This is a genomic window from Mobiluncus mulieris ATCC 35243 (assembly GCF_000160615.1).
Taxonomy (GTDB): domain Bacteria; phylum Actinomycetota; class Actinomycetes; order Actinomycetales; family Actinomycetaceae; genus Mobiluncus; species Mobiluncus mulieris.
Map to the genome: position 1 here is coordinate 874,010 of NZ_GG668518.1, position 26,779 is coordinate 900,788.

The 26,779-nt window shown below is 53.0% G+C and carries 14 protein-coding genes; 13 read left to right on the forward strand and 1 reads right to left on the reverse strand.

Annotation, left to right across the window (positions count from 1 at the left end; genetic code table 11):
* The first annotated feature begins 298 nt into the window (after positions 1-298).
* The 10 genes from HMPREF0577_RS03700 to uvrB all read left to right on the forward strand — a co-directional run bounded on the left by HMPREF0577_RS03700 (position 299) and on the right by uvrB (position 19,023).
* Positions 299-7,927, forward strand: a complete 7,629-nt coding sequence (locus HMPREF0577_RS03700; RefSeq protein ID WP_004012341.1) for a DUF5979 domain-containing protein — start codon at positions 299-301, stop codon at positions 7,925-7,927.
* A 92-nt stretch (positions 7,928-8,019) separates the two neighbouring features.
* Entirely contained in the window at positions 8,020-9,477 is a 1,458-nt protein-coding gene (locus HMPREF0577_RS03705) for a SpaH/EbpB family LPXTG-anchored major pilin (RefSeq protein ID WP_004012342.1), read from the forward strand.
* A gap of 27 nt (positions 9,478-9,504) precedes the next feature.
* Positions 9,505-10,494, forward strand: coding sequence for an isopeptide-forming domain-containing protein (locus HMPREF0577_RS03710; RefSeq protein WP_004012343.1), 990 nt, complete (start codon positions 9,505-9,507; stop codon positions 10,492-10,494).
* Positions 10,478-11,449, forward strand: a complete 972-nt coding sequence (locus HMPREF0577_RS03715) for a class C sortase (RefSeq protein ID WP_004012344.1) — start codon at positions 10,478-10,480, stop codon at positions 11,447-11,449. The genes HMPREF0577_RS03710 and HMPREF0577_RS03715 overlap by 17 nt, the downstream gene beginning before the upstream one ends.
* A gap of 175 nt (positions 11,450-11,624) precedes the next feature.
* Positions 11,625-13,094, forward strand: coding sequence for a 30S ribosomal protein S1 (gene rpsA, locus HMPREF0577_RS03720; RefSeq protein WP_004012345.1), 1,470 nt, complete (start codon positions 11,625-11,627; stop codon positions 13,092-13,094).
* Positions 13,095-13,298: 204 nt separating this feature from the next.
* Complete coding sequence (locus HMPREF0577_RS03725; RefSeq protein ID WP_004012346.1) at positions 13,299-14,474, forward strand: glycerate kinase; 1,176 nt, start codon at positions 13,299-13,301, stop codon at positions 14,472-14,474.
* Between the two features lie 27 nt (positions 14,475-14,501).
* Positions 14,502-15,335, forward strand: coding sequence for a dephospho-CoA kinase (locus tag HMPREF0577_RS03730; protein WP_004012347.1), 834 nt, complete (start codon positions 14,502-14,504; stop codon positions 15,333-15,335).
* Between the two features lie 171 nt (positions 15,336-15,506).
* Positions 15,507-15,890 (forward strand): SdpI family protein, encoded by a 384-nt coding sequence (locus tag HMPREF0577_RS03735; protein ID WP_004012348.1) that lies wholly within the window; start codon positions 15,507-15,509, stop codon positions 15,888-15,890.
* Between the two features lie 120 nt (positions 15,891-16,010).
* Complete coding sequence (locus HMPREF0577_RS03740) at positions 16,011-16,718, forward strand: hypothetical protein (protein WP_146742425.1); 708 nt, start codon at positions 16,011-16,013, stop codon at positions 16,716-16,718.
* A gap of 73 nt (positions 16,719-16,791) precedes the next feature.
* A complete protein-coding gene (gene uvrB, locus HMPREF0577_RS03745; protein ID WP_004012350.1) occupies positions 16,792-19,023 on the forward strand; it encodes an excinuclease ABC subunit UvrB in 2,232 nt (743 codons plus the stop codon).
* Positions 19,024-19,173: 150 nt separating this feature from the next.
* Here uvrB and putP read toward each other — a convergent pair whose 3' ends face one another.
* Entirely contained in the window at positions 19,174-20,901 is a 1,728-nt protein-coding gene (gene putP, locus HMPREF0577_RS03750; protein ID WP_036342263.1) for a sodium/proline symporter PutP, read from the reverse strand.
* A gap of 126 nt (positions 20,902-21,027) precedes the next feature.
* Here putP and HMPREF0577_RS03755 point away from each other — a divergent pair, with 126 nt between their 5' ends.
* The 3 genes from HMPREF0577_RS03755 (at position 21,028) to uvrA (ending at position 26,778) form a co-directional block, all read left to right on the forward strand.
* Positions 21,028-22,077 carry a TerC/Alx family metal homeostasis membrane protein gene (locus HMPREF0577_RS03755; RefSeq protein ID WP_004012352.1) on the forward strand — a complete coding sequence of 350 codons (1,050 nt, stop codon included), beginning with the start codon at positions 21,028-21,030 and terminating at the stop codon, positions 22,075-22,077.
* Between the two features lie 52 nt (positions 22,078-22,129).
* Positions 22,130-23,842, forward strand: a complete 1,713-nt coding sequence (locus HMPREF0577_RS03760; protein WP_248613674.1) for a cell wall-binding repeat-containing protein — start codon at positions 22,130-22,132, stop codon at positions 23,840-23,842.
* A 68-nt stretch (positions 23,843-23,910) separates the two neighbouring features.
* Entirely contained in the window at positions 23,911-26,778 is a 2,868-nt protein-coding gene (gene uvrA / locus HMPREF0577_RS03765; protein WP_004012354.1) for an excinuclease ABC subunit UvrA, read from the forward strand.
* The last annotated feature ends 1 nt before the right edge of the window (position 26,779 follow it).

A 26,779-nucleotide genomic window follows, 5' to 3' on the forward strand; every position in this document is an offset into this window, starting at 1 on the left:
GGGGGTGTTGTGGTTTTGGCGAGGATTATGGTGGGGCAGAAGCGTTGTGGATGCAACGGTGTCATGTCAAAGAGCTAGACAATTAGGTAAATTATAGCTAAATTCTATCCTTGGGATTTCGACATGACCTGCGATGATACAGTAACCAAAGTCATTATCATGAAATTCGAGGCAGTTTTCTGGCATTTTCGCCTTATTTTGCCTTAAAATGGCACTAAAACTTACCGAAGTTTAAAGACTGGTGGCAAGCGCCAATGTTTGGGGCATCCTTAGGATGCCCCAGTGAAGGGAGGTAACCGTGAAGGAGTCCTGGCTGACGAAACGTCTGGCGGCTTTTGTGCTGGCACCCTGCGTGGCGCTGGCGGGTTTTGCTATCGCCTTGCCGGCTACTTTCTTCCCAGTTGCCGAGAAAGCTAATGCCACCGACCGCGCCGCCACTGACCACAGTGGCCCCATCGGTACCGATAACGACCCCTGGCCCCAATCCTTCCCCCGGGATAATTCCCTCAATCACCTATCTAATATGAAAAGCGGTCGCATCGCTTTGCTGTTCGATTTCGATGCACGTTACACCTGGGAGACCATGGGTGGCAAGTCAATACCAAGAGGTTGGTATCAAAAAAGCGAAAGGAACTTCGACCAATCTCAACAGCTTAAGAGGTATATTTCCAATCTTAAAGGTGCCCCGGTACAGGTGGGCATCTACACTTTTGATAATTTTAGCCGCACCGACCAATACCAAAATGTGGCCTGGGGCAACACCCCCGATTTGCCGGCTACTTCCTTAGAGAATAAAGAGGGCTTCGACAAAGTAATGGCGAAATTGGATTCTCTTGATGCCACTGACGGTAACGGGAATCGCAAGAACGGTGGCCAGTTTGATTACTCTAACCAGGAACAAGGGCTGCAAAAAGTCATCAACGATATGAAAATATACCACTATACAGACGTGTTTCTGTTTACTGTGGGCAGCCCCAACCGTTGTGGGGTCAAGGATAGTGGTTGCGATGCTACCATAGCAGCGGCGAAAAATGACTCGGAGAAAGCCCAGTTTTTGAAAGCCTCTGGAGCATTGAATGACCAGGGGAATTTCAATGATGTTTTCGAGGGTAACAAGTGGAATTACAATCGTAATGGGGTCATAGCCGCCGCCCTTAAAGCTCATGAGCTGCAAAAAGCCGGAGCCAATCTGCGAATTATGCACATGTACACCAATAGCGGTGTAAATGAACGTGCCATCAAGTATGCCGGATACATGTTTGGTGGGCGGGTAACGTGGAGTAAGTCTAAACTGCCAGGTGATGAAGTCGAAGACTACGTAAATTTGAATGTGCCGGCAGCACTAAAAGATAAGTGGATTACAATCCGTCACGTTGGACGTTTCAGTGATTATTACGAGAAACGCAACAATATTTATTGGAACGGCCAGATTTACTGGGAACCAGATGAACAGGTCGTCCGGCCTGGTGGAAGTGCCAACAAGACTCGTATAGATGGCAGAGACATATTGCAAGCCTGTAATAACTGGCACGGTATCGGGGGGTTATACATACCCAGCCCCTCTGTGATTTGCGAGGGGGAGCCAAAACCACAACAGGACTGTGGGGGGAAAACCCAGCTCGGTAGAATCTGGCAGGATTCGATAAAACTTGGCGGTGATGATAACAGCCACAATGGTTTTAACAGCATGAACTGTAACCATGTCCGTGATGGGAAGTTCGGTCAAACTGTGGTGAAGTGGCTGCAAAAGGCCAGCGGCCTGGCAGTAATTAATGACCAGGTGGATCAGGATTTGCGCTTTATTAAACCCAATGCCGGGCGCTCATTTAAGGTCACTAAAGTTGGTGGCTCTACTGTCTCGAAGAAAACCGAGGGCGATGGTATGTTCGACTTGGATTCTACCGATGGCCGAGTCGCTTCGGTGGAACTAGCGGAACCCAATCCTACCGAGCAAATCACACCTTTTGCGGATAAGTATGACGAAAATGGACAACCGCAGGGTGAATTGCACAATGCTCGCTGTGTGGGATGGAATGCGGCGCATAAACCAGAGTCCTTCCACCCTGAGGATGTGAATAACGCTGAGGGCATCCCGGTGGGTTTCAAATTTACGGATGCGCAACGATCCAAATATCAGCTGGCTAAATGCGCCATGTATTCCCGCCCCCTGCAAGAAACTCAGATAGTCAAACAGGTAGAGGTCAAAAACGAACAGATTCGTTTCGTAATTGGCGGGGCGCCTATACCAGGCACTAAGCCCACCGAATTTAAGGGTACCCGGGCTTCCTATACCTTCCAATGGAAATGTACCGACCCGCGAAACCGAAGCCTGGAAGTTGCTAATAGCGATGGTATTAAAGGGAAAGGTAAGATTGCTGAAGATAAACGCACCAGAGACATTAACGGCTTGAATGTCTCCGCCGAGCTGCCAGCTGTGTCGCTCGGTAAGTTGCCGGTAGGAACCAAATGCGTGGTTACTGAAACCATCAATTTGCCCTATGACCGCAAGACAGAGACTAAGGGCAGCGAAGACGTTAAAAAGCGGGCGAAGCAGCTGTTTACCTCGGAGAATAAGGTAGAGGGACGATACTACCAGCTAACCCAGACAAAAGAAACCCCGGAGGATGGCCAAGCGGCATCTAGCCAAACTACTGCCACGGTTCTCTACCACAAAGTCAACAAAGGTGAACCGGTATCGCAATTGGTTTCTAAGACTTACTATGAGTCCAAGAAAGCCGGGATTAAACTCCGCTTGAAAATCACGAATAAAGAAAAAGACGCCGGCTTTGTCAGCGCATTCACTGGTGTTAAGAAAAAGCAGCTTACCGTCCCGGTTTACTACAACTGCCGGTTTATGCCCGATCCCACCAAACCGCCGGAACTGCCCGAAAAGAATCAGGGGTCTTATCCTGGATACGTAGAGGTTGGTTGGAAACCCGTGCCGATACCAAAGGGCGTAGATGAATACGGGACTGAAGTTGAAATAGGATACGACAAGAATCACCACCCCGCTTGGCCGGTTGGGGCTCACTGCCTGTTCTCTACCAATGTTCCCGCAGCGGATATGAATGTTGATTCCCGGCCACTAAATATTCCCGGTTTTAAGAGCGACGATTCTTACGCCTCCACGGTCTGTAGCAAACACTGGAACGCAACAGACAAAAAAGTTCAAGATTGTGGGAATAATTATTTCTGGGTACGTTCTGACGGTGAACAAAAGATTGACCTCACCCAAGATTTCAAGCGTCAATACGGGAAGCTAGAAGTTAACAAGATTCTGAGTGGGAAAGCCCAAAGTCAGGGTATTGGCAAGTCCTATGAAATGAATTTAATTTGTAAGCAAGGAAACGCGACGCTGCAACTCGGTAAAAATACAGCTAAATTTAACGTTACTGCTGGAACTCCTACAATGGTCAGTAACGTTCCGGTGGGAGCCGCTTGCTCTCTTACAGAGACTAAACCTAATCTGGACAATGTCGAGGTCGCGACTCCGGGGACTGTGTCCCTTGATACCTCTGATATTCTTAATCAACCTAAAAAGGTAGAGGTAACAAACAATTTTAGCTACAAAAAAGCTAACTTAACTGTCAACTTTACAAGCATTTTTGGAGGAAATCTTTCTGACAGTACAGTGCAGGCAGAAATCAATAAGTATTCTAAAAAAATAAATGTTAGCTGCACTGATTTGGATGGCAGAGTTACTCGCCACGACTTTGCTTCCACTGGCAATCAAGGTAGTAGCGGGCTACTTGTAGCTGCTGGCTCTAAGTGTCAAGTTAGCGCTGATACCAGCGACTTTGACGTATCAGTAGCGAGGCCTGGATCCAAGCCGAATTCAACAGTAACAAGTTCGTATCGCGTCCAGGTTATCTCCGATACGGTGGAAGTTGATGTTCCAGAAAAAGGGAAAACCGCAAATATTGAGCTATTATTCTCACAACCACCAGCCGGGCAGCTGTCCATTATTTCTAAAGTGCAGCAGTGGCCATCTTACCAAACACTTATAGACAGACTGAAGAATATTAAAATTAATGCTGCTATAAGCTGCGACGGATCTTCGAATGATATCTGGTCTGCTAATCTTGACCTTGACATGAGTAGCCCGCTAGCTCTCACGGGCTCAGCTATGCCCGCTAATAAGAGGTGTCAACTTAAACTTAATGCATCGTGGCCGTCACAGGTAGATGGGGAAACGGTACTTAAGATTGATGGCACGCCATCAGCTCCTATCAAGAACCAGTCCTCAATGACTTTTGAGTTTACGTCGCCCGCTAAAAATCAAGGTTCTTCGCTGGTGCTGAATCACACTTTCGCTGTGGCTATGACCAAGGCGGTACTCTCGGTTACAACCCCGCAGTTCCGGACTAGTGCTGATGCCACAGAGACTGATTTCGAGAAGATGATTCAGGTACCAGATTCCTGGACACAGGCTTTGATTGCTGGAAATAACCAGAGTGCGGCAACTGTTCCTGGAACGGTTAGCTGTGCACTAGATAACGATACCAAGACCTCCTATTCTGTGGATATTCCTCGTGGTGACCATACAGTAGACCTGGATGTGCCACGTGGCTGGGAGTGCAGTGCAGAAATAGCGTCGGCAGCGCTAAAAATACGTGGCACCGATTTTAAGTCGTGGCAATGGTCACAAACCGACTCTAGCGTCTCGACTCCGACTCGAGCTCATGCAGCGGACGAAGTGGCGCCGGTAAGGATAACCTGGTCATCTGGAGAGAAACCATTTGTTGCTAGCCTGCAAAGCGATTACAGAGTGCAGTTAGCTTCTTTTAACCTCAAGAAGAAAGTCGGCGGCGAAGGCGTGGCTATGATTGCTGGGGATCGATTGTACTCAGTGAAGTATTCTTGCAAACTAAATAATCAGGAAATTCAGCTGCCCGTCCCTGCCGACATTAATACCCCCGGCACGGCTGCCTTGGAAGGTAACTCACCTTGGGATGCCACCAAACATCTGAAGAGTGACCTTGGACGTCGCCTGAGCGATTTAGCCTCGGAAAGAACTGTCAAAATCGGCCGTTTCCAGCAGGGTGAATGGCATCCAATCGATGCCTTGCCAGCCGGGGCGGTATGTACCTTGGAAGAAACAGACGGAGAGGAAAAGTCCTCGCGGTGGGATAACTACTGGGAAATCACTCCCGGGTATCGCAGCCGTGAAAAAGAAAGCAAATGCGAGGCAGCCTCAGACAAATGCCGCCCGGTAAATGAAGCTAGTACCCAAAAGGTGGAGGTTGTCCTTCCGACAAATCAAAAACCGCAGGAAAACAAATATTACGACAAGAATAAAGACACGAAAGGCTTTTCTAACCATCCAGTTGTTCCCGAGACACTGCCGGAAAACTTTGCGGGCACCATGGTGCCGTGGAATAACTATAAGTTTGACAAGGTTCAAGTTAAGGTGAACATGCAGCTAGAGGGCAATGGAGCTGCGTTAGTGTCAGACCAGGCGGTGAATACCCGACTTTACTGCCGACCCCCCGCACTCAAAGACATCAATGACAATCTAGTAGCTTCTGATGCCAACGCCGCTCAGGTAATTAAAGTTCCTTTGCAGTTCAAGAAAGACAAGGGTAATAATCAAGACTGGCCTATAACCATGACAGCCAGCCAGCAGGTTCCGGTTAACTATCGTTGCATTATGGCTCAAGAAGATATTCACACTGGGGACGGCTATGTCAGCACCAAGATTGAGTATGCTGCGGGTAGCCAGAATCAATCCGACAACACTTTTACTGCCAATCAAAATAAGCCTGAGGAAGTCAAAGCGAAACTACAGGAATTATTTACCACCAAATCAGCTACTAGCGGTTTGGCGGATTTGGATGAATACGATAGCGATAAGAATTTGCACCTTGGTGAAAATGAAAGCTTTATTGCCGGATTCAAAGTACCGTCACAGGTAGCTACAGGTTCTGAATTTATCGATTTGACCCTGACCAACACGATTCAACGCCAGGGTGTGAATTTGAGTGCGCAGCATGTGCTGTCTAACGGGATTCCTGGATATTACAATCTGAGTTCACAGGACTTGGCGAGCCCGAGTTACAAGTTGCACTACGAATGTGATGACAAGTACCTGCGCGACGCTAACGATGTCACCAAGCCCCTGAAATACATGGGTGACCTGGTATTAGGTGGAAGCAGCACTAGTACTAGTGCCACAACAATCGGCACCGGTACCATGGTTTTCGAGGCTGACTCGAAGCAAACCGCCGGGGGCGTGGCCAACGCACCGCGCTTTGTGCCGGCCAGTTCCAGCTGCCAGTTCCAGCTTCAAAACACCAACAGCGACCCTATTGCAAGCTACCCTAATGTGCATCTGCTCACCACCGGTAGAGTCGCTGATGACATGAAACTCGATGGACGTTTCAACAACGAAAAGAAATCTACGGATCGTAATCCGGCCGCGCTAAATATTATTCCGGTGGTGTTTGAGAAATACGTTCCCGAGTCCACCGGCTCGGCTGATCCTAATGAAACTGCCGGCGGTACCACCGCAAACAGCGGCACGTTAAATCCCAGCACCGCGCCCGGAGGCACTGCCCCAAATGGTTCAACCAGTAGCACCAACCCAGGAACCACTCCCGGTGGCACGACTTCGTCCGGTACCCCGGTTAATATGGAACCGCTGCAGGCCACGCTGACCTTTAGCACCTGGTATTTCACCCCACAGCAGGTCTATACCCTGCGCACCTATGCTGTAGGTAATTACGCTGACCAGGTTATTGGTTCAGCTAAGTTCTCTTACAAGTACACTTGTGACTATAAGAATCTACCGGGGCACAACTTCGACAAAAAAGAAAAGACTGTTGAAGTTGCTGCCGGTTCGCCAGTCCGCCTGGGTGAACCTAATTGCGTCACAGACTCTAGTGGTATGAAAGTATGCAGTGAAAATGTGGTTCCCGAGGGTACTAGCTGTACAGTGACTGGGACGCAGCCCCAAGTCCCGGCAAACATGGACTACCTCAAGTTGGTTACCAACCAGGTGGATTCCACGAAGCTGATGGCTTTTGATAAGCAAGGCCAGCCAGTCGGCGAGCCTGACTTTACCAGCAAGGCCATTACTAATGCCACAGTGGTAAATGTAGATGCACAGAAGAGATTCACGGTTAGCTTCCGTCCCGCGCAGCCTGACGAAGCCACGCCACCTCCCAGTGACGTAAGTATTGGGCATATTGTGTATCGCAATGGAGCTGAAATCTATGTACGCCGGGTGGATAAACCCACTGCGGGGCAGACAACTGGGACAACAGTATCTGGCGCTAAATTCGACCTTTTCTATTCAAAAGCAGATGGCGCTATCGATACCTCGCGACCTGTGACGATAACCGAAGATGGTAGCAATTCTGGGGTGTACAAGGCTACTTTGGCACCGGGGACATATTGGTTGGGTACCACCGACACCGGGAAAGGCAACCAGACCGAGCTGCTGTGGCAACGCTATAAGTTCGAGGTAAAGGTTACCAAAGATAATGCCTGTACCAATACCGATACCTTCGTGGAATTGGCTCCCGAAACCAAGCACAGCGGACTGGTGGATTTGCAGCAACGCCAGCTGGAAAACACCCCCACCGCTGCTGGTACTGGCACCACAACGCCCGCATCCGGCACCGGCGCTGGCACCAATCCAGCAACACCGGGCAGTACCTCGACAAGTCCCGCGAGTCCTTCGACCCCAACCACCCCGAGTTCCGGAACCACATCCGGCACTGCTGCTCCACCAGAGCCGCAATGCCTCGTCAATGCGGCACCGGGGTTCACCAAGTGGGATGTAGATGTAGCGGATATCCGCTTCGGGGATTTGCCACTGACCGGCGGACGGATGCCGTGGCTGCTCGGAGCAGCCGGCACGATGCTGGCCGGAGCCGTGGCGCTGATGATACGAAACCGGAGGCGCGATGTAAACAATGCCTGACCACTACCTGTGGGGACGACCAGCTCCAATCCTGTAGCCCCACCACCAAAAACATAGCAAGGAAACACAAACACTAGCGTAAGGAAAATAAAATGGGACACCAAAAAATACGCAGCCTCAGGGTTCTTGCCCTGGGTCTCAGCCTCGCCCTAGCCATGATAGGCCTCTTCACCTGGGCACCCCTCGGCCACGCCGCCCCCAGCACAGACACCGTAGTGAACCCAAACAAGAAAGGTTCAATTACTGTCCACTCCATTGCCGGTGAACCTATTTCGAGCGTTACAAGTGACGGCACAGAGAAAACTCTGAGCTCTGCAAAACCTCTTAATGGGTCAATATTCAAATTGACCAAGAGTAACATCGATGTATCGACATTGTCTGGTATGAAACAAGCCAAGAGTGTTACTGTTACCAGCGGCTTTACAACGGACTCCACTTTTGCTGAAAAAACCTGCACTACAACAGGCAATGGGGCGTGTAAATTTGATCAGTTACTACCGGGTGTGTATAAGCTGGAACAGACCACAGCCCCCGCTGGACACCAAACAGCGATTCCTGCTATAGTTATTTTGCCGCTGACAAATCCGCAGGGTACTGGATTTATATATGATATCCACGTTTATCCAAAAAACTCGGAGTTAGGCAAAATCACTAAGGTGGACACCACGCCAAAAGGGACATTCCTCAAAGAGGGTGCCCAGATGACCTTCAAGATTACAGTTCCGGTTCCTAAACATGATGGAAATCAGTTTGAGTCATTCACTATTACCGATACTCCTAAAAAGGGCTTCGAGGTAGACACAAATCTCGTAGATTCAATGAAAGTTGGAGATACAAAGCTAGAAGCAGCTGACTATTCGGTTTCTATGGCTAGTAATGGTAAGGATGCTGTTATCACATTTACTTCTTCTTCGGGATTATCTAAAATTCAGAGTGCTGCGGCAAATACTTTGATTGAAGTAAATGTTAAAGGTAAAGTCAAAAACATTGCCACAGACGGAGCTGTGCAAAATGGCGCGTCGTATACTTACAAGTTCAAAGATGGTAAAGGCGGCGGCACCGGAACCACCGAGGGCGATAAGGACGAGCCCAACGTTACTTTCGGCTATGTCAAGATTAAGAACGTTGACGGTTCTGATGCTTTGACAGGCGGTGAATTTACTGTTGGTAAATGTAATACTGCTGGTACAGACATTGAGTCTGGAAATGGAAATGTGGTGAAAACTGGAGCAACTACTTCGGATGACAAGATTGGTCCAATAGGGCCTCTCACTGATGCAAAGCTTTGTGTGAAACAAACTAAAGCTCCCGATAATTACGCATTGAATTCCTCAGCCACGGCGGTTGATTTTGGTGCGACGCAGATTAAAACTGCAACTTCCGCTAACCCCATGGAAATTACTGTAACCAATACCAAGGCCAGCGATTTCCTCAGTAAGCTGCCATTGACCGGTGGACCGGGCGTGATTGCGTTCCTGGTGGGGGGAGCCTTACTGCTGATTGCAGCGGTCGCCACCATGGTGCGTAAACGCCGCCAAGATCAAGAATAAACCGCCACAAACCTAAGGAGCCAAAACATGAAACAGTGGGGACGGTGGCTGGCAGTAATCGCTGCCTGTGCGCTAGTGACTGTGGCTAATCCCTTCGGGGCGGAAGCCAGCGACACGCTGCCCGCCATCGCTCCCGCTGGCTCCACCCACGGACCCATCACCGGGGATGGAGACCCGGAAATTCTGACGAAAAAAAATACTCCCACAGGCTCGGGAACCCTGACTGTCCAGCTGTATCAAGGCAACCTCTATGACGATGTCAAAGCGCCCAACTCTGTGGGAGTAAAAATTAAGGTAGCAAAGGTGAAGGGTGTCACCTTGACGGATAGCGCCTCATGGAACGACATCAAAAACCTGAGCATAGCCCAAGCCACTCAGAAAGGACTCGCGGCACCCACTATCGCCACCACCGGCGCTGACGGCAAAGTCAAGTTCGAAAACCTGGCGGTGGGACTATACCTGGTCAGCCCGCAAGAAACCAACACCAGCTTCCACCCCTTCCTGGTAACCCTGCCGGTAGCGGATAAAAAACGGGGGGAATGGAACTATCACCTCGTGATAACACCAAAACCCCAAGCGAAACCCACCACCCCGCCCAGCTCCGGCGGCGGCACCTTGGATGTGGACACCGGCGCCAACAGCAAGGACACCTCGAAACAAGTCACCAAGAGCCCTACCCCCACTCCCAGTCCCAGCAACAGCCAGACTCAAAAAACATCACCCGGGACAGATACCACCCCGATGCCAAAGACAGGAAACACTGGCGAAATTCCTGCTGATGCCCTCAAGATGGAAAAACGCGAAAAACCCCCCGTCGGCGGCGTATGGATGCGCGCCCCCAACGGCGACATGATACTGGTAGCCCCCAACGGCGAGATTATCGCGCGGCTGCCCGCCACCGGGGTCGTCGCCACCCAAATCGGGGGAGCCGCCCTGGTACTGCTGGCACTAGGTATGGCCATCCTGGCGTGGGCACGGCGTCGCGCCAAGCGAGAAAACGATGCCAGCCACACCTAAACACCAAAGCCGACCCAAGGCACAACGAAAAAGCTCCCGAATCGTTCCCCTGCTGCTGGCTTTGGCCGGGATAGCCCTGCTGCTGTACCCCGTGTTTGCCACCCAATGGAACAACTATCGGCAAAACCAGATTACAACCTATTACGCCCAACAAGTCCAAGAACCCCAACGGATTGAAGCCCTCGAAGAATCCCTGGCCGCCGCGCGGCGTTATAACGAAAACACCCCCGGCGCCCCAATCCTCGACCCGTGGCTGGCACGGGTATCCCAAAACAACAACCCCTACCAGGCGTATTTGGCACAACTGAATGTCCTCGACCAGATGGGTCAGCTGCTAATCCCGAAAATCAACGTAAACCTGCCGATATACCACGGCACCGAAACCCAAACCCTGGAACGCGGCATCGGACACCTCTATGGATCCTCGCTGCCGGTAGGTGGCCCGGGAACCCACGCTGTACTCACCGGGCACACCGGCCTGACCACCGCCACCCTGCTCGACCATCTGGATCAACTGCAAGTTGGCGACGCGTTCTATCTCAACGTCGCGGGGCAGCGCATGAAATACGTCATCAACTCGACCATTGTGGTCGAGCCCTCCGAAGTGGAAACCCTGCGAGCCCAAGCCGGTAAAGACCTGGTAACCATCATTACCTGTACCCCTTACGGGATAAACTCCCATCGTTTGCTGGTCACCGGTGAACGTGCCCCCCTGGACGACCCCACCGAAGCCCAATTCACGCCGGGATTCATGCTGACCTGGTCGCTGTGGATGATAATCGCGATGGCCGCCGCCGGGATAATGCTGGTGCTGCTGCTGTGGTGGCTGCGACGCGGCTCCGGGCGCCGCCGCCGCGAACCCGCCAGCAACCCCCCAACCCGGCGCAACCGGGCGCGCGGTAACCGCAAAACTAAGGCTAATTTAGATTCAGCTATGGGACAGAAACACGCATAAAGAGAGGCAGCTCTCGCTCCAAACGGAGCAAAAGCGATTTGGTAAAAACGCCAATGTTACCGTACTATGGTTGCTTGGTGCTTGGTCGCTTAAAATCGGTTTCCACCGGGGTCGAGCTGTGCTGGGTGCCAAGAATTTTATCCCTACTATTTGACCCATTGGAGTCACCAACTCAATGACTACTACTGTTCCTACTACTGTTCCTCAGGTTGCGATAAACGATATTGGTTCCACCGAGGACTTGCTCAAAGAAATCGACAAAACCATCAAATACTTCAACGATGGTGATTTAGTTACCGGCACCGTTGTAAAGGTTGACCGCGACGAAGTACTGCTCGACATCGGCTACAAAACCGAAGGTGTCATCCTCTCCCGCGAACTATCCATCAAACACGATGTGGATCCGGACGAGGAAGTCAAAGTTGGTGACGAAATCGAGGCGCTGGTTCTGCAAAAAGAAGACAAAGAGGGGCGCCTCCTGCTGTCCAAGAAACGCGCCCAGTACGAACGCGCCTGGGGCGACGTCGAAAAAATCAAAGAAGCCGACGGCGTGGTTACCGGCACCGTTATCGAAGTTGTCAAAGGCGGCCTGATTCTAGACATCGGGCTGCGCGGCTTCCTGCCGGCTTCACTGGTGGAAATGCGTCGCGTGCGCGACCTGGCACCCTATATTGGCCGCCAGCTAGAAACCAAGATTATTGAACTGGACAAAAACCGCAACAATGTGGTGCTGTCCCGCCGGGCTTTCCTGGAACAAACCCAGTCCGAAGTCCGCACCACCTTCCTGTCAACCCTGCAAAAGGGTCAAGTACGCACCGGCGTGGTTTCCTCTATCGTCAACTTTGGGGCTTTCGTCGACCTGGGTGGGGTCGACGGCCTGGTGCACGTCTCGGAACTGTCCTGGAAGCACATCGACCACCCCTCCGAGGTGGTACAGGTCGGCCAGGAAGTCACCGTCGAGGTCTTGGACGTGGACTTCGACCGCGAACGCGTGTCCCTGTCCCTCAAAGCCACCCAAGAGGATCCGTGGCAGACCTTCGCCCGCACCCACAAAATCGGCCAGATTGTTCCCGGCAAGGTCACCAAACTGGTGCCCTTCGGGGTATTCGTCCGCGTCGAGGACGGTATCGAAGGCCTGGTGCACGTCTCTGAACTGGCCACCCGCCACATCGAGGTGCCCGAACAGGTCGCCAAGATTGGTGACGAAATCTTCGTCAAAGTTATCGACATTGACTTGGAGCGCCGTCGCATTTCGCTGTCGCTCAAGCAAGCTAACGAAGGCGTGGATGTGAGCTCCGACGACTTCGATCCTTCGTTGTACGGTATGCCCGCCGAATACGACGCGGAAGGCAACTACAAGTACCCCGAAGGCTTCGACCCTGAAACCAACGAATGGATGGAAGGCTACGAGGAACAGCGCGCCGCGTGGGAGTCCTCTTACGCCCAAGCCCAGGCTCGTTTCGAAGCCCACAAGGAACAGGTCGCCAAGAACCTGGAAGCCGATAAAGAAGCCGCCATCGCCGCAGGCGAAGCCGAATCCACGTCTTACTCTTCCGCTACGGAAGAAGACGCGACTCATGAAGGCACCCTCGCCGACGACGCCGCCCTCGCCGCTTTGCGCGACAAACTTGCGGAAGACAAGTAAAGTCGCCCGGTGGCATGAGGCGCCATTTCGGATGGCACCTCATGGCACGGCATAAAACCTAATCACAAATCGGGGCGGGAACCACAAGTTCCCGCCCCTTTTTCAGGATTTTTCCATCAATGTGCTCTATCCTGAAAAGGCGGCTGGGCGCAAACCCAAAAAACCGCCCCGCCGACAGCCACCCCCAACAGAAAGGCTCGAAACGTGAAGATAGTCATCGCCCCAGATTCATTCAAAGGAGCGCTTAGCGCCCAAGATGCCGCCGCCGCCATGCACCGCGGCGTGGAAACCATTTTCCCCGACGCCGAATGTGTCACCGTGCCCGTCTCGGACGGCGGCGAAGGCACCGCTGAAGTCATGCTCGCGGCCTACGGCGGGGAAGTCAAAACCTGTAAAACCGTAGATGCCCTGGGACGTGAACGCGAAGCCGAATTCACCTGGATACCCAGCCAAAAAATGGTGGTTATGGACACCGCCGAAGCCGCCGGCATCATGTACATCGGCATGTTGGAACGCAACATCATGGAATCCAACACCGAAGGCGTCGGAATGATTTTGAAAGCCGCGCTGGACTTGCAGCCTGAAACCATTATTGTCGGCCTGGGTGGATCGGCTACCAACGACGGCGGCTGGGGCATGATGTACAACCTGGGAGCGCGGCTGTACAACGAATCCGGCGAATCCCTCGACCCGAAAGTCTCCGCCTTGCCCAACGCCGCCAAACTAGACTTATCCGGTTTGGATCCGCGACTCCAAAACGTGAAACTGATAGCCGCCAACGACGTGCGCAACCCCTTGACCGGGCCGACCGGAGCCTCGGCTGCTTTCGGGCCGCAAAAAGGCGCGAAACCCCTCCAATTAGGCAAGCTAGACCGCTGCCTAAAGAACTGGGGACGGCTCTTGGAAGAAACCACCGGTCGCCAAATCGTCGACCAGGAAGGTGCCGGGGCAGCCGGAGGGATGGCCGCCGCCTTTTTTGCGTTGGGCGCGGAAAACCGCAAAGGCTTCGACGTGGTCGCCGAAGCCACCCATTTGAATGAAGCCCTGGACGGCGCCGACTTAGTGCTGACCGGGGAAGGACAGCTCGACCGGCAAACCCAACGCGGGAAAACCCCGTGGAGTGTCGCCCAACTGGGACGCTCGCGCAACATCCCGGTTATCGCCTTTGCCGCGAAACTGGGAATCGGACACGAAATCCTGTTACAGGACGGTTTCACCGCGATTGTACCGATTATGCACCAAACCATGACCAGCGATAAATCCGCCATGGAAAAAGTTCCCATGCTGCTCGAAGACTCGGTAACCCTGACGTTGCAACTGATGACCGTCGGCGCTAACCCGGCCATCAGCGACATTCTGCTCAAAGCCTTTGACGACTAGGCGGCCAGGATTCCGTCCACAATAGTTATGTCGGAACTGGAAAAACAGCCAGCGCCAACACCGTACACATCGGCAGAGATTACCGAACCAACAGAACCGGGTGTGCTGCAGCATCCGCAACTGCGGTTGCTGCGCCCCTGGCCGCCGCGCCCGATTGACCGTGCCTGGAAGATTTGCGTCAGCGGCGGCATCGGCAGCGGCAAATCAACACTGGTGCGAGCGCTTGGCGATTGTGGGGCAGAGGTGTTCGACGCCGACGCGGTGCTGCGCCGCGCCACCGCGCCCGGTGGGGTGGCGCGGCCGGCGCTGCGCCAGGCTTTCGGTTCTGGGGTGTTCACGAGGTGCCATCCGAGTGGCGACCTCGACACCGTAACTGTGCGCCACCCCGATATCGATAGAGCCAGCGAAACGAAGGCTAAACCGGGTGACGGTACAGGCACTGACACGGATTCCGACACGCTGGATCGCGCCGCTTTGGCCGCACTGATTTTCGCGGATCCGGGAGCCAAGGCTCGCCTGGAGGGGATTCTGCACCCACTGCTGTGGCAGGACTTCGACCGGGTGGTCGCCACCCTACCACCCGAGGCCATCCTGGTAGCGGAAATCCCCCTTGTTACCGAAACCGGGAATGCCGGACGTTTCGATGTCGTCATAATGGTGGATGCCCCTCATGAAACCCGAATCAAACGACTGGCCACCGGGCGCGCCATGAACGAAACCTCAGCCCGCGAACGCATCGCCGCCCAAGCCACCCGTGAAGACCGCGCCGCCATCGCCCATGTGTGGGTCGAAAACACCGGCAGCAAAGCTGACCTCTCGGGCGCGGCCAGGTGGCTGTGGACATCTATGATAAGCATGTAACGTGTGATATGATGTATTTGAAGTGGCCTGATACGACGTTGCGCACGGAGGATATCCATCCTAGGGTACTTCACCGCACTGCTTCCGCGCTCAAATTGGATGAAGCATGTTGTCTAGTTGACACACAAATGAACTTGTGATAAATTGCGAAAAATTCGATGGAGAAGCGGTATGGTTGAAAAAATAGTAATTTGCATTGTTTCCTTGCTCGCGATTGCGTTCGGAGTATTGATTGTTTACTGCGGAAATGCGATGAAAGCAGGGCGCCTTCGACCAAACGGATTGCTAGGAACAAGAACTGAGTTCACTATGAAATCAGAGAATAATTGGTACATAATGCAACGCAAAACAGCCAGATCAACCATATTGTTAGGTTATTCAATGTTTCTATGGGTGCCTGTCTTTTGTATAAATCATTCAGCCCTTAAAAGTTTTTTTTTACTTCTTGTGTTAGTAACGCAAATAGTATTTATTGTTCTTTTTTGGATTGATTATTTTAAGGGTACTAAACAAGTGCAAAGTACAGAAAAAACAGATTCTGATATATTAAAGTGAGGAATAAAAATGACAAAACATACCAAGTACACGCAAGAATATTGGTAAGATATTGTTACAATAGATGTGGAGAATAAGAGTAGATTTCTCCAGTCCTTGTCTTCTTTTCGAGAGTCTCTATTGAATGATGTGAAAGCTCAAGATGCTTTTGAATCATCCCCCAAAGCTAGTCTTATACGCTATGAAAGTCGACTGTGGCAATCAGGTAATTCTGATATCAAAGATATTCTTGCAAGGCTAGAATCCGCTCCTCGTGGAACACGGCTAATGATGTTAGATTATATATTACTATGTAATAGTGATGAAGGTGATTGCTTCAAGGATGATGGTGAGCAGCCCAACGTCTTTGTCGCATTCGCTAACGTAGCTGCGGTTTACAATGCTGGCGCAATTACAAACGGTCTTGTGTATCGACAGGCTGGAGCGTTCCTTTGGATTGCTGCTGTAGCAGTGTCTGTCACATTTGCAAAAGGCCATGGTAGCAGTCTAGCTGATTCACATCTACGGCCTGTTACGTTGGAGTTTAGCTCACGTTACATGCAGGGATCTTTTCATCAATATTTGAAGACTTTGGGATACGAACCTTTTTTGCTTGTACTTGACGAACCTACATCTTCTACTGATACTATTACCGAAAAGAATTTATTTCAACACATAAGCAATGATTGTCGCAATCAAACCATTATACTAGTCTCGCATAGTGTAGATACTATCAAGATTGCTGCAAAAATATTTGTAGTCGATGAGGGCAAAATTATCGCCGATGGTACACACCACGAATTATTAAGAAAATGTCAAACCTATGCTACTCTTTTTCTGAAAGAATGACTTGACTTGCTCATATTTGAGTGTTCGGTCAACCTTAACTGACTTTTCGCGGTTTGGGAGATATGATTAAAACGTGAGTGACGCGAAACCCCTGCCCCGCGACCTGGTGGAAAACCCGATCCCCTTCCAGGTCATCAGCAACTATCAACCCGCCGGCGACCAACCCCAGGCCATTGCGGAACTGGCCGAACGTATCAACGCGGGGGAGCAAGATGTCGTGCTGCTGGGCGCGACCGGCACCGGGAAAACCGCCACCACCGCCTGGCTCATCGAGTCCATACAACGCCCCACCCTGGTGCTGGAACCGAATAAGACCCTGGCGGCGCAACTTACCGCCGAATTCCGCGAGCTACTGCCCAATAACGCCGTGGAATACTTCGTGTCGTATTACGACTACTACCAGCCCGAGGCCTATGTGCCCCAAACCGACACCTATATCGAAAAGGATTCCTCGATAAACGACGAGGTCGAACGCCTGCGCCACTCCGCCACGAACTCGCTGTTAACCCGGCGCGATGTGGTGGTGGTCAGTTCCGTCAGCTGCATCTACGGCTTGGGCACCCCCGAAGAATACGTGTCACGGGGGATACACCTGTCGCGCGGAATGGAGATTGGGCGTGACGATTTGATTCGACGTTTCGTGGGAATGCAGTACAACCGTAATGACGTGGACTTCACGAGGGGCAATTTCCGAGTTCGCGGCGACACCATCGACATTATCCCCATGTACGAGGAACTAGGGGTGCGAGTCGAGTTCTTTGGGGACGAGATTGACACCCTGGCGGTTTTGCACCCGGTTACTGGCGAAGTCTTGCACGAGGTAGACGAGATTTACGTGTTCCCCGCCTCTCACTACGTGGCCGGCCCGGAGCGCATGGAGCGGGCGATGGCCGGAATCGAGGCCGAGATGGAATCGCGCTGTAAGTGGTTCCATGACCAGGGGAAATTGCTCGAAGAACAGCGCTTGCGGATGCGCACCACCTATGACCTGGAGATGATGCGCCAAATCGGGATTTGCGCGGGGATAGAGAACTATTCCCTGCATATCGACGGACGCCAGCCGGGCGAGCCCCCGCACACCTTGCTTGACTATTTTCCGGATGATTTCCTGCTGGTAATTGACGAATCCCACGTGACGGTACCCCAGATTGGGGGCATGTTCGAAGGCGATATGTCACGCAAACGCACCCTGGTGGATTTCGGTTTCCGCCTGCCCTCCGCCCTGGACAACCGACCGCTGAAATGGGACGAATTCCAGGCGCGTATTGGGCAAACCGTGTATCTGTCCGCCACCCCGGGAGATTACGAGTTGGGACGATCCGACGGGGTCGTGGAACAGATTATTCGCCCCACCGGGCTGGTCGACCCCAAAATTGTGGTCAAACCTGTGGAAGGACAGATTGATGATTTAATGGAGGAAATCCGGGTGCGGGTCGAGCGCGACGAGCGTGTGTTGGTCACCACCCTGACGAAACGCATGGCCGAGGACTTGAGCCAATACCTGGCCGAGCGTGGCATCAAGGTCGAGTATCTGCATTCGGACGTGGACACGCTGCGCCGCGTCGAGTTGTTGCGCGAGTTGCGTAAAGGCACTTTTGACGTGTTGGTGGGGATTAACTTGTTGCGTGAGGGCTTGGATTTACCAGAGGTTTCATTAGTTGCCATCCTGGATGCCGACAAACAGGGATTTTTACGTTCCACCAAATCATTGATTCAGACTATTGGGCGAGCCGCGCGTAATGTTCACGGCGAAGTCCATATGTATGCCGATGCGGTGTCCGATTCCATGCGCGCCGCGATTGACGAAACCGAACGACGTCGTGCCAAACAGCTCGCGTTCAACCAGGAACACGGCATCGACCCCAAACCCTTACAGAAAAAAATCTCGGATGTTACCGATATGCTGGCGCGCGAAGACATCGACACCGAACAGCTCCTGGCCACGGGATACCGCCAACCCGACAAGAAGCCGTCCGTGGCGGCTCGAACCGCCGCGCGCGATGCGGCGGCGGCCCGTGCCGCCCTGGAAGTCATCGCGGGTGCCCGAGAGCAAGCCACCATTAGAAACGCTGGTGCTGACCACACCGGCACTGTCCGTGCTAACGGGGGAGACCCCACTCGAGGAACCGCCAAGGTCGGGGCTAAAGGCGAAGAAATCGTGGATTTGGAGGCTTTACTGCGCGAACTTTCGACACAGATGCACCAGGCCGCCAGTGAAATGCGTTTCGAGTTGGCCGCCAGGTTGCGCGACGAAATCGTGGATTTGAAGCGCGAAATTCGACGCGGCAAACCACTCGGGGGATAATTAGCCACCGCCGCCTGGGATTCACCAATCAAACATTTCTTGGATTCCTCCACCCACTTTTTGGCTCTTCGGACTGTCAGGTCGCCGATTTTTTGCAGTTGCGCCAACTCGGTTTTGTTCAGGTTTCGCGATTTCGCTCTTTTGCTTTATCTAGTTGCTTTCTGCCGGGACAACCGGCTCGTAGTCTTTAGATTTTGCCATTTTAACGGCCAGGTCGAACTCAGCTTCAATTTCCGGGTTCGGTTTGTAGGTAACCATAGACACTGCATAGGCTACCAGCCAACAGACCACAAAGCCCGGCAGAATTTCGTAAATCTTGGTGTTAGCAATCACCGAGAACTCGCCGTTGTTCAACAAATAGTGCCACACCACCACTGTTACTGCCCCCGAAATCATGCCCCAGAGGGCACCGGGGGCAGTCAGTTTGCGCCACCACAGCGACAAAATAATGATTGGCCCGAAAGAAGCACCGAAACCGGCCCAAGCAAAGGACACAATTATCAAGATGGAAGAGGAAATCAGACTGGTGGATTCTTTGGCATTCCAGGCTAAAGCCACACCTACCAAGGTGACGAATAGCACCACTACGCGCCCCATGGTCACCCCCAGGTTGGATTGAGTCACGGTGCGATCACCAATGGTGATTCCCAAAGAAACGTTTTTCACATTTTCCTTGGAAAACGAGTTATAGATGTCTTCCACCACGGCCGAGGAAGTCACCAGCAGCTGCGAGGAGATCGTGGACATAATGGCTGCGAGAATAGCCGCCAGCATGAATCCCGCGAAAATCGAGGGGAACAGGGTGTGTCCCGTTACCAGGAAGATGGTTTCATTATCCGCGCCATCCATGTTGATAATCTTTTGGCGCACCAAGGAAATCCCTACTATCGCGGTGCCGATAGCACCAAATAGGGACAGCACCATCCAGATAGCCCAGATGCGACGTGCCTGGGTGGCTTGCTGGGGGGTTTTCAAAGCCATGAAACGCACAATGATATGGGGCATTCCGAAGTAGCCCAGCCCCCAAGCTAAACCGGTAACAATGTCACGCGGGTCGACGTTGAACACCAAAGATAGCATCTCTTGATTAGTTTCCACACCTTTCGCGGCCACGTCCACAGCCACCTGGCCAAGCCCCCCGGCGGCAATCAAACCGGTAATCGGCACCGCAACCAGGGCAATCACCATCATAAAGCCCTGTACCGTGTCGGTCCATGACACCGCTAAAAAGCCACCCACTAGGGTATAGAGCACCACAATAGCGGCCACAATCACCATGCCGGTTTCATAGGGAATCCCAAAGGAAGAATCAAAGAACTTTCCGCCAGAAACCAGGCCGGACGCCACGTAGAGAGTAAAGAACACCAGGAAGATTATGCCCGCTGCCACTCGAATGGCGTTGCTCTTGTCGCGCAACCGGTTGGACAGGAAGGACGGTACGGTGATGGAGTTCTTTGACACTTCGGTATAGGTACGCAGCCGAGGTGCCACAATCCACCAGTTGATATATGCTCCGGCGGTCAAACCGATAGCAATCCAGGATTGCACCAGACCGGCAGCGTACAAGACACCGGGCAGACCCATGAGGAGCCATCCGGACATGTCAGCGGCTCCCGCCGAAAGCGCGGCCACCAGCGGATTAAGTTCGCGTCCCCCCAACATATAGTCGTCCATGGTAGAGGTACGGGTATACGCCCACAGCCCAATCATAATCATCGCAGTAAAATAGACAATCATGGCGATGGCTACACCTTGGGGGCCAGACATCACATCGAGGACAGCGGGGACGATTGATATGGTCGAAATCATATATTTATTATCCCTTCCATCAGCGGATTTTAGGAACACCAGCGTCCAGTTACCCGCATTAGTAGTCAAAATTTAATGTTTGGTCAGTTTTCATTTTAACAATATTTGAGGTGCTTGGGTATTTCAATACCAGAATCTTTAGAAAACATGGGGAATCTATGGATACCCAGCAAAGTCTGGTAGTCTAACCTAGTTATGCATGTACCTCCTCTCGCTTGGGTTATCCTGATTGTCGTCGTCATTGGCATCCTGGTTTTCGATTTTTTGGGGCACGTTCGCAAGGATCACTATCCATCCTTGAAAGAATCTGCCATCTGGACCGGTATCTATATCTCGATTGCCCTGAGTGCTGGCCTAGTGATTGGCCTAACCTTGGGGTGGAATTTAGGAACCGAATATATCGCCGGATGGGTTACCGAATGGTCACTGTCCCTGGATAATTTGTTCGTCTTTGTCATCGTCCTGTCCGGGTTCAGCGTGCCGCGCCCCCTGCACCAAAAAGTCATCGCGGTGGGCATCACCCTGGCACTGGTTTTCCGACTGATATTCATCCTGCTGGGTGCTGCTCTAATAGAGAATTTTTCGTGGATTTTCTATATCTTCGGGGTATTTTTACTGTTCACAGCCTGGCAGCAAGTCCAGGAAGGGATGCATCCTGAAGCCGAAGAAAACGCGGAATATCAAGAAAACGGGTTTGTGTGTTTCGTGCGGCGTTTCCTGAAAGTAACCCCCGGCTTTGTGGGACACAAATACCTGCAGCGCGTCGACGGGAAACTGTTCATCACCCCGTTACTGTTGGTGGTTATTGCGGTGGGTTCGGCCGATGTGATGTTCGCGGTGGATTCCATTCCCGCGATTTTTGGGTTGACCAACGAAGCCTTCATTGTATTCGCCGCCAATGCCTTTGCCTTGATGGGGTTACGCCAGCTGTACTTCCTAATAGAAGGCCTGATGCAACGCCTGATTTTCCTGCACTTCGGCCTGGCCGCCATCCTTGGTTTCATCGGGGTCAAACTGCTGCTTCACGCCCTGTCCACCAACGAGATTATCTTTATTAACGGTGGCAAACCCCTGGATTTCCTGCCGGAACCAACCATTCCATTCTCGCTGGGATTCATCGTGTCCACTCTAGCGCTAACCGCCGTCATCTCACTGACAGCTTCCCACCGTCGCAACAAGAAAAACTACGGCAACCCCGCCGACGACACTCCCACCAATCAAACCCCACCACCAGAGACTAATTAATTAAACCCCCCCGAATTAATTAAACCCCCCGAATTGTCGATAAAATCTAGCTGTGACCAGAAAAAACTTGCTTGCGTGCCTGTTAAGCATGACTCTGGGTGTGATTACGCTCGGTATGTCTAACGGCACCGCGTTGGCGCTTGACCCACCTTCGCAGGCTGACCGAGCCGCCGCCCCATGGATAGCGCAAGTGGCCGTGATGGATTCGCGCGACCGGGGTTTCACTCACTGCACCGGCTCTATGGTGGCACCACAATGGGTATTAACCGCCCGACACTGCGTGGAATCCCCAGTACTCAGCGAAGCCTACATAGACATAGGCCCCGGCCCCTCCTACCGCTATCCCTATCGGATTACCTCCGTAGTGAAACACCCCCATTTCGACGTGGCCTTACTGAAACTCAATCAAAACTTGAACACCCCGACTCTCGACATCGAGGATTCCCTGCCGGTTCCTGGCACCACCGCCGAATTCTTTGGATTCGGGGGAGCCAACGTTTTGACCCAAACCACCCTGAAAATCCTAGGCACCGGCAGTGACAAGCATCTTTTCGCGCGCTCCCTGGACGGCACCAAGAGTGTTGTCGGAGACTCCGGCGGGCCGCTCATCGCTAATAACAAGCTCCTGGGCATCCTGACGGCGGCGGTTTACACGCCTTATGAAACATTTGCCAAGGAAGACTTCAAATTCGTGCCTACACCCCGATTTTCCGAATGGCTCCTCGTGAACCTGGGAATTACCCCCGCCAAAAAACCCGCTAAACCCCAACCGGCAAGCCAACCAGCCGCGCCCAAGCCCTCGGCACCAAACCAACCCGCCGCCCCCACCAAGGCTGCGCATCGAGCCGCGCCCAACCGTATCGCCGGGACAAACCGCGTACAAACCTCTTTGGCCGTGTGGAACCTAGGCGGTTTCATCACCGACTCCGTGGTAATCGCCACCGGAAAACACGCCCCCGACGCCCTGGCCGCCGGCCCCCTCGCAGCCGCGCTAAACGCCCCACTAGTGCTCTCTGTCGCCCCCACCATTGAAACAGAAATCGCCGCTGAAATCCTCAATCGCGGCATAAAACAGGTCTATCTAGTGGGTGGTGGCTTGAATTTCAACCCAAATATCCAAAGCATGTTAGTGGGGCGCGGCGTAAAAATTATCCAACTGGCCGGAGCGAATCGCTATCAAACCGCCACGATAGTGGCCAACACAGCCATCGCGAAGTGGAATCTGCAAGGACGGTTCCAAAACCCGATTCTGGTGGCAGACGGGCTTAACTTCCCCGATGCCTTGAGCGCCGGAGCAAGCGCCGCGAACCTCCACGGAGTGGTAGTGTTGAGCGCCGGAACGGCTATGCCCAAGGAAACCGCTGACTTCATAGCCGCCCGAGCCGGCGCTAAACCCCAAATTTTCGCTGTCGGCGGGCCGGCCTATCTGGCGTGGAACAGTTCGCGTCCCGGGGGAATCCCCGCAGCTGGTATCGTGGGGGCAAACCGCTACCAGACCGCCGCCCTGCTGGCCGCAAATCTGAACCCCAACACCACCAGCGCCCTGGTGGTCAGCGGTGCTGATTTCCCCGATGGGCTCGCGGCGGCACCCCTGGCGGCGCGGCGTAACTCCCGACTGCTGTTAACCACGCCAGGGGCTTTACCACCAGATTCTGCGAACAGCCTGGGCACTTTGACACGGCGCCAAGCCTCGCTGGTGATTGGCGGCAGGACGGTTATCAGTGATACCGTGGCTTGGCAAGTGCGGGGTAATGCGGTTTCATGAGGTGCTAACCCGGTCGCCTCGCGAAGCCTGAATCGTGACCCGACCTGGGATTAGATTAAGCTGGACTGGTGAAAGATCAGATATTTGTCCATGGGGCGCGCGAACACAACCTGAAAAATGTCGACGTGGCTTTGCCCCGCGATTCCCTGATTGTGTTTACCGGCCTGTCTGGATCAGGCAAATCCTCGCTGGCTTTTGACACGATTTTTGCGGAAGGCCAGCGACGCTATGTAGAGTCCCTGTCGTCGTATGCCCGCCAATTCTTGGGACGTATGGACAAGCCGGTAGTTGATTTCATCGAGGGACTTTCCCCGGCGGTATCGATTGACCAAAAATCCACTTCGCACAATCCCCGTTCCACCGTCGGTACCATCACCGAGATTTACGACTATTTGCGCCTGTTGTTTGCGCGAGCCGGGGTACCGCACTGTCCGACATGCGGTGAGCGGATTCAAGCCCAAAGTGCCGAACAGGTTATCAACTGGCTAATGAGTCAGACCGACGGAACCCGACTCGAGATTCTGGCACCTGTGGTGCGGGGACGTAAAGGCGAATATTCCGAGCTGTTTCGCGAACTTGCGGCTTCGGGTTTTTCACGAATTAGGGTTGATGGGGAAACCCACCGTTTGGAACAACCCCCGACGCTGGAAAAACAACTAAAACACGATATTTCCGTATCCATTGACCGAGTGGTGATTCGTGAGGGGGGACGTTCCCGGGTGGCGGATTCGGTGGAAACCGCACTGCGCCTGGCCGAGGGCTTGGTGCTAGTGGATTTCGTGGATCGGAAAACGGATGACCCCGAGAAATACCGGCGCTTCTCTGAGAAACGCGCCTGCCCAAATAATCACCACCTGGCTTTGGAAGAGATTGAGCCGCGTACTTTCTCTTTCAATGCCCCCTATGGGGCATGCCCGGATTGTTCCGGGATTGGTTCACGCCTGGTTATTGACCCGGAGCTGGTGGTTCCCGACCCGGATTTGACTTTACGTGAAGGCGCGGTAAGTCCGTGGAAAGTTTCCAGAGACACCATGCAAAGAATCTTGGAATCCTTAGGGGACGAGGTCGGCTTCGATTTGGATACCCCGTGGCGTGACTTGCCTCCCGAGATTCAGGATTACTTGATGTGGGGTAAGAACTACAAGGTCAAGGTACGATACCGCAACCGCTGGGGGCGCGAACGGACTTACGCTACCGGTTTCGAAGGAGCCGCGCAATACATCCAACGCAAATACGACGAAAGCGATTCAGATACCACCAAGGCCAGGTACATCGGTTACATGCGCGATGTGCCTTGTCCCACCTGTCAGGGCGCGCGTTTGAAACCTGAAGTATTGGCAGTGCGGGTGGGGAAACTGAACATCGCGGAACTCTGTGACCTGTCCATTAGTCGTGCCAGAGCCTACTTGCGTGACCTCAAACTGGACGGAATGGCGAAAACCATCGCCGCACCGATTTTGCAAGAAGTCGCGGCACGACTGGATTTCTTGGTGGATGTGGGATTAAACTATCTGACTTTGTCTCGCTCCGCCGGTACTCTTTCCGGTGGTGAAGCCCAGCGGATTCGCCTGGCTACCCAGATTGGTTCTGGCTTGGTTGGGGTACTCTATGTCCTTGATGAGCCTTCGATTGGGCTGCATCAACGCGATAACCAGCGTTTAATCAACACTTTGAAGGGCTTGCGTGACCTGGGCAACACCCTGATAGTGGTGGAACATGACGAAGACACGATTCGCGCCGCCGACTGGATAGTGGATATCGGGCCGGCTGCCGGGGAACACGGCGGCGAGATTATCTATTCGGGACCGGTTAAAAAGCTGTTACCGTGCAAAGCCTCGTTGACAGCCGACTACTTGAGTGGCCGCAAACGTATCGAGGTTCCACGCCATCGCCGTAAACCCGATAAAAACCGCCAGCTGACCGTGGTGGGAGCGCGGGAAAACAATCTGCAAGACTTGACGGTGTCTTTCCCGCTAGGACTGCTCACGGCCGTGACCGGAATTTCAGGATCGGGAAAATCCACCTTGGTAAACTCAGTGTTGTACCAGACCCTGGCGCGAGACCTAAACCACGCTCGCACCGTACCCGGCCGACACAAACGTGTGGAAGGCCTGGAATTCTTGGATAAAGTCATTCACGTTGACCAGTCTCCGATTGGGCGTACTCCGCGTTCCAACCCGGCGACTTACACCGGCGTGTGGGATCACATCCGTAAACTTTTTGCTTCAACCCCGGAAGCGAAAATGCGTGGCTACGGACCGGGGCGGTTTTCCTTCAACGTCAAGGGCGGACGCTGCGAAGCCTGCCATGGGGACGGTACCCTCAAAATAGAAATGAACTTCCTGCCGGATGTGTACGTACCTTGCGAGGTGTGCCAGGGAGCACGCTATAACAGTGAAACCTTGGAAGTACACTACAACGGCAAGAATGTGTGTGATGTCTTGGACATGCCCATCAGCGAGGCAGCGGATTTTTTTACTGCCCTGCCGGCGGTGTCGCGTTATCTAAACACCCTGACCTCGGTGGGATTGGGATATGTGAAGCTCGGGCAAAGTGCCACAACACTATCCGGGGGCGAGGCACAGCGCGTGAAACTGGCTTCAGAGTTACACAAACGCACCAATGGGCGAGCAGTGTACGTGTTGGATGAACCTACCACGGGCTTACATCTAGAGGATATTCGCAAACTGATGGCCGTGCTGCAAGGCCTGGTGGAAAAGGGCAACACGGTGATTGTGATTGAACATAATCTGGATGTCATCAAATGCGCTGATTGGGTTATAGACCTTGGCCCGGAAGGCGGGGAAGGCGGGGGACTGTTGGTGGCCGCTGGCACCCCGGAACAAGTGGCGCAGGTACCGCAATCTTTCACCGGTCAGTATTTAGCCGAGGTTCTGGAACCAAGTGAGCCCAGGAATCCGGGGAAGATAAAATAGG

Coding starts and splice junctions, on each gene's coding strand:
- HMPREF0577_RS03735 (WP_004012348.1), top strand. CDS start 15,507: ATGGTTGAAAAAATAGTAATTTGCATTGTTTCCTTGCTCGCGATTGCG.
- HMPREF0577_RS03715 (WP_004012344.1), top strand. CDS start 10,478: ATGCCAGCCACACCTAAACACCAAAGCCGACCCAAGGCACAACGAAAA.
- HMPREF0577_RS03705 (WP_004012342.1), top strand. CDS start 8,020: ATGGGACACCAAAAAATACGCAGCCTCAGGGTTCTTGCCCTGGGTCTC.
- HMPREF0577_RS03710 (WP_004012343.1), top strand. CDS start 9,505: ATGAAACAGTGGGGACGGTGGCTGGCAGTAATCGCTGCCTGTGCGCTA.
- HMPREF0577_RS03730 (WP_004012347.1), top strand. CDS start 14,502: ATGTCGGAACTGGAAAAACAGCCAGCGCCAACACCGTACACATCGGCA.
- HMPREF0577_RS03755 (WP_004012352.1), top strand. CDS start 21,028: ATGCATGTACCTCCTCTCGCTTGGGTTATCCTGATTGTCGTCGTCATT.
- rpsA (WP_004012345.1), top strand. CDS start 11,625: ATGACTACTACTGTTCCTACTACTGTTCCTCAGGTTGCGATAAACGAT.